This window comes from Rhodococcus sp. 11-3 (genome assembly GCF_023704055.1).
GTDB classification, from domain to species: domain Bacteria; phylum Actinomycetota; class Actinomycetes; order Mycobacteriales; family Mycobacteriaceae; genus Rhodococcus; species Rhodococcus aetherivorans.
On the sequence record NZ_CP080406.1, the window covers coordinates 612,245 to 630,134 of the forward strand.

The following is a 17,890-nucleotide window of genomic DNA, read 5'->3' on the forward strand; positions in this document are numbered from 1 at the left end:
CGAGAGACGATCGAGTGTCGGTATCGGTAGAGGCCGTCGGGTCAGCTGGTGAGCGCGACCATCGGATCGGGCAGATGGGGGCTGGTCTCGAGAGCCCAGGCATGGGTGGTGATCTCCGAGACCGGGGTGCCCATCGTGAGCGCCTCGCGCATCAACTCGGGGACGAACGACACACCGACGGGGTTGTTGCCGTATTCCGGCCCGTGCATGTACTCGGTCGCCTCCTCCGGGGTGGCGAAGTTGTCGATCTGCAGTTCGACGAAGTTCCCGTCCGGGTCCTGGTAGTACAGCGACGTGGTCACCCCGTGCTGGATCGGCACCTTCGGTTCGATGCCCTTGGCCTTGAGCATGTCGTACCGGTCGAGTAGATCCTGCAGGGTGTCGAAGGTGTAGGCGGTGTGGTGCATGCCGGCGGCTCCGGGGTTGCGCGGCGCCAGCTCGACGGGAGCGCCGAGCAGAGCAACCCGGTGATGCTCCTCGTCGAAGGTGATGAAGCACAGGCCGTGGCCCTCGTAGACCACGTGAGCGTCGAGGACGGTGCAGTACCAGTCCCGCATCTCGTCGAAACGACTGGTCTGCAGCACAACGTGAGCGAACTTGGGGGTGGAGGTCATCGGTGTCTCCTTCGGAGCTGAACGTGGTCGTCGGTGCGAGACCTCGCGCGAATCCGGGCGGATCTCCACGTGGGCCGCTCGGGCAACAGCGTGCTCAGGACGGGAACGCTGCTGTCTGTGGAAGCGACGGCGCTGCCGGGACGGATTCTTGATGTGGTCTCTGTCATGTGATCTGTTGCACAATTCCATCCGATGTCGCCTTGTGCGGCTACGGGCTGGAAGCCAAGAAATCCGGACAGAGTTGGTCTGGAGCCCAATAGAGTCGTCTACACACCGTGCCGGGGTCGGATCGGAAGGATGCCGAAGTGGCGCATTGGACAGATGAGCTCTCGGGAGCACGTGCACCCCAGGCCGAGGACGAGTGGCTGAGCCCGGATGCCGAGCGCGTCAGGGAGGCTCTCGGGGGCGGGGCGGTGACCTGGGCGGTCGAGGTCGGTCAGGACATCGCCGCCAGGATTGCCCAGAAGATACCGGCCCTGGCGGACGAGGCGGCTGGCATGGAGGCGGTACGTCGTGCCACCACCTCCACCACGCTGCGCGCACTGATGTTGGTGGCCGGTCTCGGCGAGCCCGAAGCCACGCTGGCCAGTGCCGAGGTGGGCGAGATCGCCCGGGACTTCGCTCGTCGAGGTATGGCCCTCGACGATCTGCTGCGTGCCATTCGCGTGGGGTACGCCGTGCTGGCCGCGGCCCTGCTCGACGCGGCGCGCCTTGTGCTCCCGCCCACGGAGAGCAGTGCCGAACTTCGGCGGATCTCGGTGTTGCTCTTCGAAGTGCACGACGACTTCACGGCCGTGGCTGCCTCGGCCTTTATCGAGGAGCAGAGTGTCTGGGCGGCGGGGGTGTCTGCAGCCCGATTCGATCTGGTGAACCAGATCCTGGGCGCCGAGGACGTCGATCGGGTCCACGCCGAGAAGGTTCTCGGCTATGCGCTCGCCGGCCCCCACATTGCACTCGTCGCGTGGAGCGGACCGCACTCCACCCGGGATCTGCGTGCCGTCGTCGACACCGTCCTGCGGCAGCGAGGCGTCCCGTCGGCCTCGTTGGTACTACCGGTCGGGCTCCAGACGGTATGGGCATGGGGAACCATGACCTCCGGGAGTTCGCCGCACCGGTATGCGCTACCCACGTTCGACGATGCGTTCGTCGTGGTAGGGGAGATGGGCGTCGGGGTGGAGGGCTTCCGTCGAAGCCATGCCGAAGCCAAGGCGGTCGAACGGCTGATCCGCCTTCGCCCGGGTCAGGGTCCCTGCACCGTGGCCCACGAACACGTCGCACTCGAGGTGTTGCTCCTGTCGGATCCGGACGCGGCAGAACAGTTCGCATCGCGGCTGCTGGGCCCACTCGCGCAGCGCGAACCTCGCATGGCAGAGCTTCGGTCGACGCTGCGCCGCTATCTCGACATGGATCACAGTCTGTCCAAGGTGGCTGCGGCAGAGCATATCTCGAAGAACACGGTGACCTATCGCGTGCACAAGGCGTTGAATCTGTGTGGTCATTCGGGGGAGACGACCACCGACCTGCGTGCCGCGCTCCGCATTCACGAGTGGCTTCGAGGAGATCCGCTCGCCCGAGAATAGCGCTCGGCGGTACCGGCATCCTGCGTCCGCAGGTTGGTCTGGAAACCAAGGTTGGTGCGCAACCTTAGGCTGCGCACCAATGCGCAAGGCGCAACCCGTGCGGTCTACTTGTGTCCTAGAACACAGCCGGCCACCGCGGTGAGAGCAGTCGAAGCGGGTCCCGGCGCCCCATCCTCCAGACCCGCGGCATGTCCCGCGGTCGATCGAAGGACACGTCCGTTGACCTCGCTCCAGGAAACATTCAAGAACGTGATGGCGCACGTAGCCACCCCCGTCGCCGTCGCAACCTCCATGGACGGCGGGCTGCCTGTCGGCACCACCGTCAGCGCCTTCCTCTCGCTGTCGATGAACCCTCCGATGGTCCTCGTCTCCCTCGACCGGGGGTCCGAAACCCTCGAACTCGTCACCGAGTCGCGCAAGTTCGGCCTGAACATCCTGTCCAGTGACCAACACAGCGCCGCCCTGAAATTCGCCACCAAGAACGGCCTCGGCAAGTTCCACGGGGTCCGCTGGGACATCGACCACGACCTGCCCCGGATCACCGGTGCGGCCGGATGGGTAGCGTGCACCGTCGAACGGATCCTCGAAGGCGGCGACCACATGATCGTGCTGGGCACTGTCGTCGCCGCCGAGCAGCGCGACAGTGACCCCCTCACCTATCACCGCCGCACCTTCGGCACCCACTGCGCGCTGGAAATGGTGTAACCGGACAGTGCCGGTCGGCAGCGTCTGTCGCTTCTGCCCCTGTTCCCCAGCGCCGAACACCCTCGAAGAGAGGAAAGTCATGACCACCTCCGTTGCATATGCCGCTCTCCCGCGGACACCGTGGTCGACTGCAGCCGAGGGCATGCGCGCCCTGGCACGAGGCGAACTGATCATCCTGCGGCACGGTGCTCGTCTCGTGCTCGTCGGATGTGCAGGCACCGTGACCACCGAGCAGATGGCCTTCGTCATTCGACACAGCACGGGATTCGTCCAAGTGGCCCTCCACGAGCGGGACTGCGACCGGCTCGGTCTGCCCGAAGCCACTCCGAGTTCGCGCGCACCGTCGGTATGCGCATACGGCCAATGTGTTGCCGTCGACGCTTCGGCCGGAGTCACCACCGGTATCTCCGGGGCAGACCGGGCTCTCACCGCCCGGGTGCTCGCGGATCCCCGCTCGAGCGTCGACGACCTCAGCAGGCCCGGGCACCTCGTCCCCGTGCGGGTCGATCCGCGAGTCCTGTGCGAACGACAGACAGTCGCCGCCTGCGCGCTCGCGCTGACCGATCTGGCACGGCCGGAATACTCCGGTGCGGTCTTCGCCGAACTCGACGGCATCAGCGACCCGGTGAACACCGCCGGCCCCCACGACGCCGAGGCACTGGCCGACAGCTACGACCTCACCCTCGTAGCACCCGACGAGCATCACGAACGCTCCCGCTGACCGCCACCCTTTTCCGAATCTCTTCCGATCCAGCCGATGTCGCGCACCCGAGGTGTGCGGTGCCGGCGTGGGTCAGCTCTCTGCGATCAGTTCGACCCCCCCATCCCGAAGCGAGGAAACCATGGACATCACCGCCGATCAACTGATGAGCCGCGTCAACGACCTGGTGCCGGCCTTGGCCGAACGCGCCCAGAAAACCGAGGAGAACCGAGCGCCGCTCGACGAAACGATCACCGACCTGATCGACTCGGGGATCCTGGCGACGCTGACACCGAAAGCGTACGGCGGGCTCGAACTCGGTCTCGACGTCGCAGCCGACATCGTTCGCGCCATCAGCGCGGTGTGCCCGTCGACGGGGTGGGTCACCTCCTTCTACATCGGCGCGGCATGGCGCGTGAACATCTTCCCCGAGCAGGCACAGCGGGAGATGTTCGCGGACAAGCCCTACACCCTCACCGCCGGCACTGCCGCCCCGCTGCGCGGAGTGCAGAAGGTCGAGGGCGGCTACCGGATCACCGGCCAGACCGCCTGGAACTCCGGTTCCGCCCACGCCGAATGGTTCACCTTCGCAGGAGTTTCCATCGAGGAGGGGCGCCCGCCGGCGCCTTTGTGGTTCCTCGTTCCTCGCAGTGAGGTCAAGATCCACGACACCTGGTACATCTCCGGCATGGCCGGGACCGCCAGCAACGACGTCTCCGTCGAGGACGTGTTCGTCCCCGACTACCGGACCGGCCCGTTCGACCTCGCCCTCGCCGGCACGGCCCCCGGCATGCTGATCCACGAGAACCCGATGTACCACCTGCCGTTCCTGCCCTTCGCGATGGCGGAGGTGACCCCCGTCGTCGTCGGCGCCATGCGGGGGGCGACGAACGCCTTCGTCGACCGCACCCGTCAACGGCAGGGAACCTTGAGCCAGGAGAAGGCCGCCGGCAAGCAGGCCGCCCAGATGCGGCTCGGCCGTGCCCTTGCCGCGGCGGACGCCGCAGAGACTCTCCTGCACGCCTTCTTCGAACGCCTCACCGCACAGCGTCCCGAGCAGTCGGATCCGCAGGATCGGGCCGAAATGAAACTGAAGGCGGCGTACATGACCGACCTGTGCCGCAATGCACTCACCGACATGGTGCGCGGCATCGGCGGCGACGGATTCCGCACCGCCTCGCCGATCCAGCGCTTCCATCGCGACCTCAATGTCCTGGCGGTACACGCCTTCCTCGACATCGACACCGCATCGGAAACGATGGGTCGCTTCACCCTCGACCTCCCCGTCGCCGACCCGCTGCTCTGACACACCCGAATCGGTCCACCCACACGCCTCCAGGTGCGCGACGTACGAGCACCTTCACCGCAACGGAAGTGAACGCCATGACATCGGATACGACCTCGCACGATCTCACCGCCCTCGAGATCACCCGCAACCTTCTTCATGCTGCGGACACCGATATCGCCCGATTCTTCGGGTACTTCTCCACGGACTGCATCTTCCGCATGGGGAACAACGACCCGGTCGAAGGAAGCGAGGCGATCCAGGAGTGGGTGGCGTCCTACCTGGGATCGGTCGCCGGAATGCGGCACGTCATCCTCGAAGAATGGTTCGACGGGAACGTCACCGCCTTGCATGTGAACGTCACGTACACGATGAACGACGGCACCACGTTCACCCTTCCCGCGGTCACCCGCACCCGCATCGAGGACGGGAAAGTGACCGAGTATCTGATCTTCATGGATCCCAGCCCGGTCGTCGCCGCGCGTTGACACCGAGAGGCGGCTGCTGCCGCAGACCTACCGGTGGCAGCCACCCGACTCGGTGACGCCACATCGCCCCACCCTGCGCATCCCCCACGCCCAGTCGTACTCCACGATCGCGTACGGGGTGGAACACCTCGAAAGGAACCACCATGAACCATCCCACAAGTCGCGAGCCGGAACAGGACTCGGTCGGCCCCGAGTCGTCGTCGACGAACGCCGCCACGGCGATCGATGTGTCGTCGCGGCGACCGGTGGTGATTTCCGGCGCGGGCCCGGTAGGGATGATTCTCGCGCTCGAACTCAGCCTGCACGGGATCCGCAGCACCCTCGTCGAACAGGCTCCGCAGACGACCCGCTTTCCGAAGATGGATCTGACGAATGCGCGCAGCATGGAGCTTCTCGACCGGCTCGGTCTCGTCGACGACATCCGGTCGGTCGGCGTCGCCCCGGAGCACTCGCACGATGTCGTCTTCTGCACCTCGATGGCAGGCCGGCAGGTAGGCCGCTGGAAGTACCCCAGCGTCGACGAGATGTCCGAGTGGATCGCGTCCAGGAACGACGGCACCACGCCGGCGCACGCCTGGCAGCGGGTCACCCAGATCGAGGTCGAAAAGCTGCTCATGCGCCGCTGTCTCGCAGACGAGAACATCGAGGTTCTCCGGCCCTGGCGCGTCACCGCCGTCACCCAGGACGACAGCGGCGTCCGGATCGAGATCACCTCCCCGGTCGACGGCACCGTCCACACACTCGCGGCGGACTACGTCGTCGGATGTGACGGCGCCGCCTCGGTCGTGCGCCGCGCCATGGGGCTGACCATGGAGGGCGAGCGCGGCGTCATCACGTTCTGCCAGGTGCATTTCAAGTCCCGGGATCTCGAGACCCTGCACGCGCACGGCCAGTTCTGGCACACCTTCTTCGTCGGCGGCGGCGTCGGCGCGATCATCGCCCAGGACGAACGCGACACGTGGACGCTGCAGACCAGCGCCATCACCGACGGTGTGCGGACCGAAGACATCGACAAGCAGGAACTGCTGGACGCGGTCTGCGGCCGGCACCTCGACGTCGACGAGGTCCTGCAGAGCAGTGTGTGGCACGCGAACGTACTCGTCGCCGACCGGTACCGCCTCGGTCGGCTGTTCGTCGCAGGCGACGCCGCCCACGAGGTCATCCCGACCGGCGGATACGGACTGAACACCGGCATCGCCGATGCCGTCAACCTCGGATGGAAGCTCGCCGCAGTCATCCAGGGATACGGCGGCAACGATCTTCTCGACAGCTACGAAACCGAGCGTCGTCCGGTCGCGGTCATGGCCCGGGACTGGTCGTTCCGCCATCTCGGCGTCCACGTCGAAGCCCAGCAGCTCGTCGACCGCGAACTCGTCGAAGCCGACACCGCCGAAGCAGACGAGCACCGGCACGCCCTGGAGGAGTACTTCGCTTCCCACACCGGTGAGCACGAGAGCTTCGGCGTGGAAATGGGGTATGTGTACGCCTCGCCGGTGATCGTCCGGGACGACAGTCCTGTCCCCGACAACGACGGTTCGACCTACATCCCCACCACTCTTCCCGGCGCACGCGCACCGCACGTGCGGCTGCCGGACGGCCGGTCCATGCTCGACGCCTACCGCGACACGTTCACGATCGTCAGCTTCGTCGGCAAGGACGCCGCGACGGAACTGGTCGATGCTGCAGCCGCCGCGAACATGCCCATTCGAGTGCTCGCGGTGGACGACACCACGGTGCGCGCCGTCTACGAGGCCGATCTCGTACTCGTGCGGCCGGACGGTCACGTGGCGTGGCGCGGAAACAGCATTCCCGAGGATGTGTCCGCGCTGATCGGGGCGGTCACCGGTCGAGTCGACACATCCGCGTGCTTGGCCATTACTTCTGTTCGAGGACCACAGTTTTCGTGATCGGGGACCGTCCCTGGGTCGACGCCGTGACGTCGGCGAACTCGTCGGCGAGGTAGGCGCTGCTGCCGACGAGCATGATGAGCGCGCCCGCGATCCACGCGGTCCAGGCCGCGCCGTCGCCGGCGAACTGCCCGATCCACGGCGAGATGAACAAGATCAGGCCGACGACGGACAGGGACCAGTGGTCCTTGGTCGGATCCCGGGCGATCAGCGACCACAGGGCGTAGATCGCGGCGATGGCGCCCAGTCCGAGAGTGACCCCGGAGCCGACGGGGGTGGTGTCGAACCATACCGATGCGGTCATGGTGACGATGCCCAGGATCAGGGCGATCGCTCCGGCCGACGAGTTCGAGATCTTCATGTGCGTCCCTCTCTTCGAATCGCTACATGTTGCGTAGCTACATATAGTGTAGCGCTATTGTAGGATTGTCGTAAGTCCAGACAGCGGACAGGAGGGGGCGCATGCGGCAAGGTGAGGGGACTGCCACGCCGGAGGAACGCATCGCCGACGCCGTGCTCGAGCTGCTGCGTCGCAAGGGGCCCAAGGCGGTGACGATCGAGGCCGTGGCCGCACACACGGGCATGGCCCGCACCACCATCTACCGCCGCTACCGCGACCGGGACGAGATGCTCACCGCGGTGATGGAGCCGATCGCGCAACCGTCGCCTCCCGCGCCGGATGCCACCGCGCAGCAGGTGCTGACGTGGCTGGCCGAGCAGTCCCTCCGTTCGGTCGACGGGGGCGTCGGCTTCGGCGGCCTCGCCGCGCTGGTGACCGATGCGGATCCCGCGTTCACCGGTCTCATCCGCTCGGTGCTCGTGCGCCACCGCAGCACCTTGACCGAGGTCGTGCGACACCACATCTCGCGGGGACTCGTGCGAGCCGACCTCGACGTCGAAACATTTCTGGACTGCATCGTCGGTGCCTACTTCGCGGAACGGGCCCGGAGCGGTGACATCGACGCCAACTGGAACGAACGGGTCGCGCAGACGCTGCTGCCCGCGTTCGTGCAACCGTGAGCCGTCCTGGAACGAGCGAATGTACCCTTCCCCCTTGTAGATCGACGGAAGGGTACATTCGCTCGGCTGCAGGCGGCGGCCGCTAATCGAACATGCGGTAGACCGCCTCGACGACGACGGCGGGCCGCTCGCTGCCCTCGAGCTCGATCATGCCGTCGATTGTGATCTGCACGCCGCCCTTCGGCAGCTTCTCGAGCGACTTCAGCGTGGCGTTGAGGCGGACCTTGCCGCCGGCCGGAACGGGGTTGGTGAAGCGGACCTTGTTCAGGCCGTAGTTGACGGCCATGGTCACGCTGTCGACCTTCAGCACCTCGCTCCACATCGGGATGATCAGCGAGAGCGTGAGGTAGCCGTGGGCGATGGGGCCGCCGAAGGGGCTTTCCTTCTTCGCCCGTTCGACGTCGAGGTGGATCCACTGGTGGTCGTCGGTGGCGTCGGCGAAGGTCTGGATGCGGTCCTGCTCGACGGGCAGCCACGAGCTGACACCGAGCGGTTGCCCGACGAGTGCCTCGAGATCGTCCAGGGTGGCGACGTGGGTGGTGGCGGTGGCGGGAATGGTCATGGGAACTCCTCGGTTCGCAGGTACCGACGTCAGCGCTCGATGCCGAGAACGCGCAGCGCGTTCTGCTTGAAGATCATCGGGGCTACGTCGGGTTTGATGTCGAGAGTGGCGAAATCGTTGCGCCATCGATCCACTTGGATGACCGGGAAGTCGGATCCGAACAGCACCTTGCGGCGCAGCATCGTGTTCGCTGCCTTGACCAGTTGCGGCGGAAAGTACTTCGGCGACCAGCCGGACAGGTCGAGGTAGACGTTCGCCTTGTGGGTGGCGATGGAGATCTGCGCGTCGACCCACGGTACAGCGGGGTGGGCCATGACGATGGTCAGATCGGGGAAGTCGGCAGCGACGTCGTCGAGCAGCATCGGGTCGGAGTAGCGCAGCTTGATGCCGTGCCCGCCGGGCAGCCCCGCGCCGATGCCGGTCTGCCCGGTGTGGAACAGGGCCGGCACCTGTGCCTCGACGAGGGCCTCGTACAGCGGGTAGAAGCGCCGGTCGTTGGGCTCGAAGCCCTGCATGCTCGGGTGGAACTTGAAGCCCTTGACGCCGTACTCGTCGACCAGGCGGCGCAACCGCTGGACGGCGGCCTTGCCCTGCAGGGGGTCGACGGAGCCGAACGGGATGAGCACGTCGTTGTTCTCGGCGGCGAACTCGGCGATCTCCTCGACCGAGTTCGGGGCGTGCCCGGTGGCCGACTGCGCATCGACGGTGAACACGACCGCGGCCATGTTCCGCTCGCGGTAGTGCTCGGCGATGGACTTGATGGTCGGGGTGCGTTCCTCGCCGGACTTGAAGTACTTCTCCGACGCGGCCATCAGTTCGTCGTCCATGGACCGGTGGCCGCAGCCGTCGATCTCGACGTGGGTGTGGATATCGAGGGCGTCGATCTTGTCGAAGTCGATGCCGTATTCGTAACGGCTCACTTGGCGAGCACCTCCTCGGGGAATTCCTCGCCGACGGACTCGACGCGGTCGGCGAACACGATGGGCCACTGGGCGGCGACGTCGTCGGCGGAGAAGCCGCCGTCGTGGAAGGCGGTGGCGGTCAGCTGCGGGTGCGACCACAGTGCGAGGCGATCCCCGCCGACGGAGAACGCCTGACCGGTGATGGCGGCGGCGTCGTCGGAGGCGAGGAAGGCGATCAGGCCCGCGACGTCCTCGGGGGTGCCCATGCCGACCTCGCGGCGGATGACCGCGGGCAGCTCGCCGGTCTGCTTCATCTGTTCGATGTAGGGCGCGAAGATCGGCACGGTCTCGGTCATCGCCGTGACGGCGACGGGGCACACGGCGTTGGCGGTGATGCCGGCGCGCTGCAGTTCCATCGCCCAGGTGCGGACCATGCCGACGACGGCGGCCTTGGCGCCGGCGTAGTTGGTCTGGCCGAAGTTGCCGCGCTGGCCGGCGGGGGAGCCGATGGCGATGATGCGCCCGCCCTCGCCCTGCTCGCGGAAGCGCAGCACGGCCTCGCGCACGCACGTGAAGGTGCCGCGCAGGTGCACGTCGATCACGGCGTCGAAGTCGTCGTCGGTCATCTTCCACAGCACCTTGTCGCGCAGGATGCCGGCGTTGGTCACCATCACGTCGAGGCGGCCGAAGTGCTCGACCGCGGCCGCGACGAGCTTCCTCGCCGTCTCTGTGGGGCCGACGGGGGCGACCACGGCGACGGCGCGTCCGCCCGCGGCGGTGATCGTCGCGACGGCGGCATCGGCGGTGGCCCGGTCGACGTCGTTGATCACGACCGCGGCGCCGTGACGGGCCAGCTCGGTGGCGTAGGCGAGGCCGAGGCCCTGTCCGCTACCGGTGACGACGGCGACTTTGTTGCTGAGGTCCACGAGATCCTCCGTTGCTCGAGCTGATGTACTCCCAATCACATAGGAACATCTATTATTGAAAAAGTCAACGATTGAGGAACTGTTACCCTGAGGGTCACGACGAAAGGCTGTCGGAATGGAACGTCGACGCGTCCTCGAGGACGACCTGGGATTTCTGCTGACGCGTGCCAGCGCGATGGTGGTGCGATCGGTGAACGAGGCCCTCGCCCCGCTCGGGCTGCGGGTGCGCCCGTACACGGTGCTCTCCCTCGCGTGCGACGAACCCGCCGGTGTGGCGCAGCGCCGCATCGCCGCGGACATGGGACTAGATCCCAGTCAGATCGTCGCGATCGTCGACGAACTCGAGAACCGTGGCCTCGTCGCGCGCACCGCGGATCCGGGCGACCGGCGCAACAAGCTCATCGTCGCCACCGACGAGGGGCGAAAGCTGTGCGACGAGGCGCGCCGGCTCAGCGAGGAGGTGTCGGACCGGCACTTCGCCGGCGTGAACCCGGCTCTTCTCACCGAAATGCGCAATGTGCTCGGCCGCATGGTTTTTCCCGAGTCGGTGAACTCGGTCTCCTGAACGGCCGCAAGCCGCCTCGCAGACGGCGCTGGGTGCATGTCAGCCTTGCCGGGCAGGAGTCGACGCATCGATCGATGCCGGACGGGTGACCAGCCACAGCGCCGCCACTACGGTGCCTCCGAGTGCGGTCGCGGCAAGAGCGGCGGCGGCGGAATCGATCCACAGTCCGGCAAGTGCGAGGCCTGCCGGAACAGCCGCGGTCAGCACCCCCTCCGTGATCGCCACGGCACCGGTGAAGCGGGTGAGTTCGGTGCGGCCGAGAGCCAGGACCAGAAAGAAGAGCAACCAAAGCCCGGCCCAGGCCAGCCAGAATACGACGAAGAGCCGGCCGCCGTCGTACCAGGTGCGGGCGGCAAACCCGACCGCGGCCACCGCAACGAAGAGGGAGAACCAGCCCAACCCTTCCGGAGGCCATCCCGTCGCAGCGTTGATCCCGACCCACAGGTACGTGAAGCCGAACAGGTAGAGACCGGCTGCCCCGGCGATTGCGGCGCCGCCACCGTCCGTGGTGACGATCAGGACGGTCGGGATCACCACCTGGAGGGTGCCGACGCACAGGTTCAGCGGCGCAGCGGCGCGGGCGGAGATCCGCCCGAGAAGCATGATGCCGTTCACGATCAGGACGGCACCGACGTAGAACAATCCGACATCGGTCATCTGCGGTCGCTTTCCGCCGAGGCGCCCGCGGTGCCGGGGTGTCCGAGCATCCCGGCACCGCGGACCCGTCGACTTACCGGGGGAGGATGTCCTTGTCGAAGATGTCGAGCGGAATCTTCAGCGTGACAGCCGCGTTCGGAATGTCGACGATGCCGCCGACGTGCATCTCGCACGGTGCGACGCTGATGATCGTGTACGCCTGCTCGGGCGCGTAACCGAACTTACCGAGGTAGTCGATCGCCTGTTCGACGGCGTCGACCGCGGCCATGGTGGTATCGATGTACTTCTGCTCCCGGCCGCGCGCGGACAAACCGGTGAACGACAGGTACCGGGTACCGAAGTTCGGGTCGACAGGAGAGGGTCGCAGCATCGGGTTCCGCACCCCGTACTTCGCCATGCCACCCTTGATCAGGTTGAACCGCAGCCACGTGGACCCATCCATTTCGATGGCGTTCCAGGTGATTTCACCATCGCCCTCGGCGAAGTGAAGGTCGCCGCACGAGAAGAGCGCCCCCTCGACGAAAACCGGGAAGTACACCCGCGAGCCGCGGGAGAGGTTCTTGATGTCGAGGTTGCCGCCGTTCTCTCGGGGCGGCACCGTGCGCGCCGCCGTGGCGGCGACCCGCGCCCATTCGTCGCCCTCCAGGGTGCGCAGCACCGACGTCGCGATCGCGTCCTCCCGCGGGCCGGCCAGGCCGTCGGCGATCAGCGGATCCTCCCGCTCGTTCCAGATCTGCAGCAGCTCGTGCGACGGCGCCACGCCGATCACACCGGGGTGGCTGATCGCGGGGATCTCCACGCCCGGGATCTGCCGGCTCGTCGCGAACAGACCGTGCAGGTCCCACACCGTCTTGAAGCCTCGAGGGAACCAGCTCGCCAGTGGTCCGCCCATTCCGGGCAGGATGTTCGAGTATCCGATACCCGAGAGCGGCTGCACGTCCAGAACATCGACCACCAGTAGGTCGCCGGGCTCGGCGCCGTTGACGTAGACCGGTCCGGCGATCGGATGGGTACGGGTCAGGTCCAGATCCCGGATGTCCTGGTCCTCGTCGGCATCCTGGAGCTGGTAGTCGTCGTAGCCGGGGGTTTCGAGGATCACCTCGTCACCCGGATCCAGTTCGTGCAGCGGCGGAATGTCGGGATGCCAGCGGTTGTGCCCGAGCTCCTTCTGCTCGGCAAGGGGGACGCCCACCTCGCAGCAGAATCTCGGAACGCCGAGATCGCGGTTGGGGAAACGGGATACGCCCGAGCGCGTGAAGTCCACGTCGGCTCCGAGCGAACGGGGGAGAGCAACATCGCTTGACATCTGTCCGACCTCCAATGGGGGATGTGCGTGGTGCGGCTCACAATTTACTTCCATTTGGAACTGTGTCAAGTGGAAATAATCTCGGAGCGGACGCCGCTACCTCCGTGCGCAGGGGTGCGTGGCGCGCGAGGAAAGCTGCCGCGCGGCACGCGGCAGCATCCGTGAGTCACACGGGGGCGACGGTCAGCGAGTGGTGAGCTTCTCCAGAAGCGTTCCCAGTTCACGCAGCTCCGCAGGCGCGAGCGGGGCGAACGCGTCCGCGAGCGCGGCGGTCACCGCCGGGGCGAGTGCACGATGACGAGCGATGCCGCGGGCACTGAGGCGGACCATCATGCGTCGCCGATCGTAGGAATCCAAGGTCCGGTACGCCAGCGCGGCGTCGACGAGCCGATCGACCGTCCGGGTCAGGCTCGGCCCCGGGATGAGGGTGACGGCGGAGATCGCACTCATCGTGGCCTCTTCCACGGAGGCGAGGTGGTCGACCACCCGCCACTGGTCGAGGGTGAGATCCGACCCGGTGAGGGCGCCCCGCACGGCCGCGCGGACCAGGGCGGCCGCCCGATCGACCGCCAGCGTATCCACCATGACCGCGTCGTCCCGATCAGCCTGCACCATGGGCACCCCTTGCTGAGACATCGTTCCGAACGCAATACTTCCAGATGAATATTCCACCGCGCGTGCAGCGGCCGCAAGGAGGCTCGATGATGTCGAGGAGCTATCGCATCGGACTGGTCATTCCACTGCGCGGGCCGGGCGGAATCTACGGTCCGTCGTGTGAGGCCGTCGCGAACCTCGCCGCCGCGACCCTCAACGACAACGGCGGCATCCTCGCCCGCGAGGTGGAAATCGAGGTGATCGACGCGAGCCTGCCCGCGCCGGAGCTTCGCGCCGAGATCGCTCGACTGCTGGCCGCAGACCGCATCCACGCGGTGACCGGCTGGCACATCTCGACGGTACGCGAGCAGCTCTCCTCGGTCCTGGCCCATCGGATCCCGTACGTGTACACCTCCCTCTACGAGGGCGGCGAGTCGCGTCCGGGCATCATCTGTTCCGGTGAAACCCCGGGCCTGCAAATCGGTCCCGCGTTGCGATGGCTGCGGGAGCACGCCGGCATCCGGCGGTGGACGGTCGTCGGCGCCAACTACGTGTGGCCGCGACGGACCGTCCCCGCCATCCGCGCCTACTGTCACGAGCTCGATCTGCAGGTCGTCGAGGAGATCTACGTCGACTACGGCACCACCGACTTCTCCCGGGTGCTGCCGCGTATCGAAAAGAGCGGCGCCGAGGGCACCGTCATGTTGCTCGTGGGTCGTGACGCAGTCGCGTTCAACCGGGCGTTCTGCGGACGGGGTCTGCATCAGCGGCTGTTGCGGTTCAGTCCGCTGATGGAGGAGAACATGCTACTGGCAAGCGGGGCGGACGCTACCGAAAACCTGTTCGTCGCCGCGAGCTACTTCACATCACTCGTCACCGCGTGTGCGCAGGATTTCATGTCCGCCTATGTCCGTCGGTTCGGTCCGGGCGCACCACCGCTGAACAACGCCGCCGAATCGTGTTACGAGGGCGTGACCACTCTCGCCGCGCTCACCGCCGCGGCCGGATCCAACACGATCGACGAGATCCTCCGTCACTCGGGCACATTGAGCTACGACGGCCCCCGCGGGTCGGTGCACGCCAGCGCCGGGTTGATGCACCAGGACGTGCACATGGCCGTGGCCGACGGGTACGAATTCGACGTCGTGGCCACGCTCTGACGCTCCTGCTCCGGGCGCAGGACTCCCGATGGTCATCAGCACAGGAGACCAGCCGGACAGATGCCATGCCTCGGTTCGAACAGGACTGGAAGCACATGCATTTCCGCGGGGATCCCGGGGCGGAGCAGGAACACACCGGCCGGTCCCACGGCGCCTCGGCGAGGATCGGACTCAGCGAGGCCATGGGCCGTGGTCACGACGCCGGCGCGTTGCCGGCGAGGACTGGCGGCGCGGCGCGGTCGACGAGCCGCAGCTTCCACTCGGCAGCACGCACGGCTGCAACCGTGCGGTTGGCGGCGCCCGTCTTGCGCAGCACGTGCTCCAAGTGGGTGGACACCGTCGACGGGCGGATTCCCAGCTCCCGACCGATAGCGGTATTCGACGCGCCGTCACGCACCAGGCCGAGCACCTGCAGTTCCCGCACGGTCAGACCGTCGGGCGGTGGCACGACACGCGCCCGCACGAGGACCCCTCCGCCGCGGGCGGGCGCTAGGTGGGCGTCGTAGACAATGCCGGTGGCGATGAGCAGGTAGTCGGCGGCGCGCCCGCGGCGACGCACCTCGGCCGCGACCGCACGCAGCCCGTCGCCCGCGGCTACGAGCGCGGCGGCGGCGGGCTCCGGGGGCGCGTCGAGGGGGCGGTCGATCGCGCCGGATGTGGCGACAACGAGCACGATCCCGCGCCCCGGATCTCGGTCAGCGGGGCCGGGCGCGGCAGCCGGGTCGACGACGCAGGCGAGGTCGGCGGCGAGCAGCGCCACCATGACCAGGTCTTCCCGATCGAACACCCGTCCACCGGCAGCGCTCAGGTTCAACATCCCCACATAGCGCCCGTCGGGGGCAAACAGGCATTGGCTGAGGCCGTCGGTGTACTGCTGCGGCACGATGACCTCGTCGAAGACGGGACCGTGGCGCAGCCGCGGGGGCACCGTGCACAGCTGCTGCGGCAGGCGCCGGCCGAGCATGTCGTCGAACAGCGGGTGGCGGGGCAGAAAGCGATTGATCGCGTCGACGATCGGCCGCGGGTAGCCGAGGCTGGAGGCGGTGCGGTGGCACCCGCGCGCCGCGTCCCAGCGAGAGATGGCGCCATGCGCGAACGGCACGCACGCGGACAGCTCGAACAGGACGCGAGCTGGGTCGGGCGGGTTGTCGTCGCGGGCGAGGCGTGCACTCAGTGCCAGCGCGGCCGCGAGGCGTTCCGTGTCGGCGCGGGACATGAGGTGATCATCCCCGGCGCGTCGCGCGTTGGCCAGGGGCATCGTTTCGGCGTTCGCGCATCGGTCGTTCGGCCGATGTTGTGTTACGGGCGTCACCCTACTGTCGGGCCGTTCGTTCCCCCGAATGGAGATCACCGTGGACATCAACGACTACACCGCGCACGACGCAACCGGCCTGGCCCGCCTCATTGCTGACAGGCAGGTGAGCCCGGCCGAGGTGCACGACGTCGCGGCGCGGGCGATAGACGCCGTCGATCCGGTTCTCGGCGCAGTCGCCGGCGAACGGTTCGCCACCCCGCTCGACCACAGCAGCGACGGCCCGTTCGCGGGCGTACCGTTCGCGATCAAGGACCTCATCGCGCACGCGGCCGGCGTCCCGCAGCGCAACGGAAGCCGGCTGTTCGGCGACGGTCTCGTGCCCGCGGAGGACACCTATCTGATGGCGCGTTTCCGCCGCGCGGGCCTGGCCACCATGGCCGTGACCACCACGCCGGAGCTGGGGTTCAACGCGTCGACGGAGGCGGCCGCCGCGTACGGGCGCCCCACTCGCAACCCGTGGGACACCGACCGCAGCCCGGGCGGGTCGAGCGGCGGGTCGGCGGCGCTGGTGGCGGCGGGTGCACTACCGATGGCACACGCCAATGACGGGGGCGGGTCGATCCGGATCCCCGCCGCCGCGTGCGGGCTGGTAGGCCTGAAGCCGACCCAGGGCCGCACCACCCCCGGACCCGAATACGCCGACCCGCTCATGGGCCTGGGCATCGAATTCGCGGTGACGCGCACCGTCCGCGACAGTGCCGGGCTGCTCGACGCGGTGCACGGCAGTGAGCCGGGCGATCGGCATCTGCTCCCGGCGCCCGAGCGCCCGTTCGCCGAGCTGGTCGGGCAGGACGTGCGGCCGTTGCGGATCGCGGTGTGCACCACCCCGTACGACCCGTCCCGCGCGGTCGACCCGCAGTCCGTCGCCACGGTGCAGGAGGTGGCGGCAGTACTCGAGCGACTCGGCCACCACGTCGAAGAGGCGGCCCCGCGTATCGACGCGCAGACCTTCGACGACGCGAACTTCACCGCCTGGTGCAGCTTCCTCGCCGACGGCGTCTACGCAACCGCAGAATTGCTGGGCGTCACCCCCAGCCGCGAGCACCTGGAGGCGACGACGCTCGAGTGCGCCCGGTACGGCGCGACGCTCACCGCGCGCGATCTGTACGCCGCCGACCGGGTGTTCAACACGGTGCGCCGCGAGGTGGCACGCTTCCTCGGCGAGTACGACGTGCTCCTCACACCGACGACCGCGCAACCGACCGTCCCGCTCGGGCACCTCGACGCCGACAACCCGGAGCTGGACGCGCGCGGATGGTACGACCGCATCTTCGACTACGGAGCGTTCACCTCGGTGTTCAACACCACTGGGCATCCGGCGATCTCGCTGCCGCTCGGGCAGTCCGCCGAGGGCTGGCCGGTCGGGGTGCAGTTCGCCGGGCGCTACGGAGACGAGGCGACCCTGCTGCAACTGGCGGGCACGATGGAGCGGGCGATGCCGTGGGCGCATCGCCGTCCTCGCGTCCACGCCTGACCGGCGGCGGCCCCGGCGTCGAGGCGCGAACCGGGGCCGCCGCTCGCACGCCGCGAGTCCGAGCCGGCGAAAGACCTGGGTGCGACGGTGCCGGGCCGGTTCCACGCGTCTCTTTCGGTGAACCGCCCTC

General features: G+C 67.7%; 19 protein-coding genes. 10 read left to right on the forward strand and 9 right to left on the reverse strand.

What is annotated here, in order from left to right:
- Positions 1 to 41 precede the first annotated feature (41 nt).
- Complete coding sequence (locus KZJ41_RS02740) at positions 42 to 614, reverse strand: VOC family protein (protein ID WP_043801665.1); 573 nt, start codon at positions 612 to 614, stop codon at positions 42 to 44.
- Positions 615 to 919: 305 nt separating this feature from the next.
- Here KZJ41_RS02740 and KZJ41_RS02745 point away from each other — a divergent pair, with 305 nt between their 5' ends.
- From KZJ41_RS02745 to KZJ41_RS02770, 6 genes are all read left to right on the forward strand, one after another.
- Complete coding sequence (locus KZJ41_RS02745) at positions 920 to 2,194, forward strand: CdaR family transcriptional regulator (RefSeq protein WP_251550112.1); 1,275 nt, start codon at positions 920 to 922, stop codon at positions 2,192 to 2,194.
- A 252-nt stretch (positions 2,195 to 2,446) separates the two neighbouring features.
- Complete coding sequence (locus KZJ41_RS02750) at positions 2,447 to 2,899, forward strand: flavin reductase family protein (protein WP_044475691.1); 453 nt, start codon at positions 2,447 to 2,449, stop codon at positions 2,897 to 2,899.
- Between the two features lie 79 nt (positions 2,900 to 2,978).
- The gene (locus KZJ41_RS02755; RefSeq protein ID WP_006932643.1) at positions 2,979 to 3,620 is read left to right on the forward strand and encodes a 3,4-dihydroxy-2-butanone-4-phosphate synthase; all 642 of its coding nucleotides are present in this window, start codon (positions 2,979 to 2,981) and stop codon (positions 3,618 to 3,620) included.
- Positions 3,621 to 3,741: 121 nt separating this feature from the next.
- Complete coding sequence (locus KZJ41_RS02760; RefSeq protein ID WP_251550114.1) at positions 3,742 to 4,905, forward strand: acyl-CoA dehydrogenase family protein; 1,164 nt, start codon at positions 3,742 to 3,744, stop codon at positions 4,903 to 4,905.
- Positions 4,906 to 4,982: 77 nt separating this feature from the next.
- Positions 4,983 to 5,372, forward strand: coding sequence for a nuclear transport factor 2 family protein (locus KZJ41_RS02765; protein WP_029547162.1), 390 nt, complete (start codon positions 4,983 to 4,985; stop codon positions 5,370 to 5,372).
- A 143-nt stretch (positions 5,373 to 5,515) separates the two neighbouring features.
- Positions 5,516 to 7,279 (forward strand): FAD-dependent monooxygenase, encoded by a 1,764-nt coding sequence (locus KZJ41_RS02770; RefSeq protein ID WP_251550116.1) that lies wholly within the window; start codon positions 5,516 to 5,518, stop codon positions 7,277 to 7,279.
- Here the strand turns inward: KZJ41_RS02770 and KZJ41_RS02775 are convergent.
- Positions 7,248 to 7,640 (reverse strand): SPW repeat protein, encoded by a 393-nt coding sequence (locus KZJ41_RS02775; RefSeq protein WP_006932652.1) that lies wholly within the window; start codon positions 7,638 to 7,640, stop codon positions 7,248 to 7,250. The two genes, KZJ41_RS02770 and KZJ41_RS02775, sit on opposite strands and share 32 nt — an antisense overlap.
- Positions 7,641 to 7,741: 101 nt before the next feature.
- Here KZJ41_RS02775 and KZJ41_RS02780 point away from each other — a divergent pair, with 101 nt between their 5' ends.
- On the forward strand, positions 7,742 to 8,299 hold the full coding sequence (locus tag KZJ41_RS02780; protein WP_251550119.1) for a TetR/AcrR family transcriptional regulator: 558 nt from the start codon (positions 7,742 to 7,744) through the stop codon (positions 8,297 to 8,299).
- An 82-nt stretch (positions 8,300 to 8,381) separates the two neighbouring features.
- Here the strand turns inward: KZJ41_RS02780 and couM are convergent, their stop codons facing one another.
- The 3 genes from couM to couN are packed head-to-tail and all read right to left on the reverse strand — an operon-like array spanning position 8,382 to position 10,689.
- Positions 8,382 to 8,861: a p-hydroxycinnamoyl-CoA hydratase gene (gene couM, locus KZJ41_RS02785; protein WP_006932658.1), complete on the reverse strand. Its 480-nt coding sequence runs from the start codon at positions 8,859 to 8,861 to the stop codon at positions 8,382 to 8,384.
- A 29-nt stretch (positions 8,862 to 8,890) separates the two neighbouring features.
- Entirely contained in the window at positions 8,891 to 9,781 is an 891-nt protein-coding gene (gene couO / locus KZJ41_RS02790) for a 4-hydroxyphenyl-beta-ketoacyl-CoA hydrolase (protein WP_006932660.1), read from the reverse strand.
- The gene (gene couN, locus KZJ41_RS02795) at positions 9,778 to 10,689 is read right to left on the reverse strand and encodes a 4-hydroxyphenyl-beta-hydroxyacyl-CoA dehydrogenase (protein WP_029547165.1); all 912 of its coding nucleotides are present in this window, start codon (positions 10,687 to 10,689) and stop codon (positions 9,778 to 9,780) included. The genes couO and couN overlap by 4 nt, the downstream gene beginning before the upstream one ends.
- A gap of 115 nt (positions 10,690 to 10,804) precedes the next feature.
- Here couN and KZJ41_RS02800 point away from each other — a divergent pair, with 115 nt between their 5' ends.
- Positions 10,805 to 11,254 (forward strand): MarR family winged helix-turn-helix transcriptional regulator, encoded by a 450-nt coding sequence (locus KZJ41_RS02800; protein WP_251550121.1) that lies wholly within the window; start codon positions 10,805 to 10,807, stop codon positions 11,252 to 11,254.
- A 39-nt stretch (positions 11,255 to 11,293) separates the two neighbouring features.
- On the opposite strand, the gene KZJ41_RS02805 is transcribed toward KZJ41_RS02800, so the two are convergent.
- From KZJ41_RS02805 to KZJ41_RS02815, 3 genes are all read right to left on the reverse strand, one after another.
- Entirely contained in the window at positions 11,294 to 11,869 is a 576-nt protein-coding gene (locus KZJ41_RS02805) for an AmiS/UreI family transporter (protein WP_251550123.1), read from the reverse strand.
- Between the two features lie 115 nt (positions 11,870 to 11,984).
- The gene (locus KZJ41_RS02810) at positions 11,985 to 13,286 is read right to left on the reverse strand and encodes an acetamidase/formamidase family protein (protein ID WP_251550125.1); all 1,302 of its coding nucleotides are present in this window, start codon (positions 13,284 to 13,286) and stop codon (positions 11,985 to 11,987) included.
- Positions 13,287 to 13,400: 114 nt separating this feature from the next.
- Positions 13,401 to 13,832 (reverse strand): MarR family winged helix-turn-helix transcriptional regulator, encoded by a 432-nt coding sequence (locus KZJ41_RS02815; protein ID WP_006932669.1) that lies wholly within the window; start codon positions 13,830 to 13,832, stop codon positions 13,401 to 13,403.
- A gap of 86 nt (positions 13,833 to 13,918) precedes the next feature.
- Here KZJ41_RS02815 and KZJ41_RS02820 point away from each other — a divergent pair, with 86 nt between their 5' ends.
- Complete coding sequence (locus tag KZJ41_RS02820) at positions 13,919 to 14,971, forward strand: substrate-binding domain-containing protein (RefSeq protein ID WP_006932670.1); 1,053 nt, start codon at positions 13,919 to 13,921, stop codon at positions 14,969 to 14,971.
- Between the two features lie 193 nt (positions 14,972 to 15,164).
- On the opposite strand, the gene KZJ41_RS02825 is transcribed toward KZJ41_RS02820, so the two are convergent.
- Complete coding sequence (locus tag KZJ41_RS02825; protein ID WP_251550127.1) at positions 15,165 to 16,187, reverse strand: helix-turn-helix transcriptional regulator; 1,023 nt, start codon at positions 16,185 to 16,187, stop codon at positions 15,165 to 15,167.
- 124 nt (positions 16,188 to 16,311) lie between these two features.
- On the opposite strand from KZJ41_RS02825, the gene KZJ41_RS02830 reads away from it, so the two are divergent.
- Entirely contained in the window at positions 16,312 to 17,760 is a 1,449-nt protein-coding gene (locus tag KZJ41_RS02830; RefSeq protein WP_251550129.1) for an amidase, read from the forward strand.
- Positions 17,761 to 17,890: the final 130 nt, after the last annotated feature.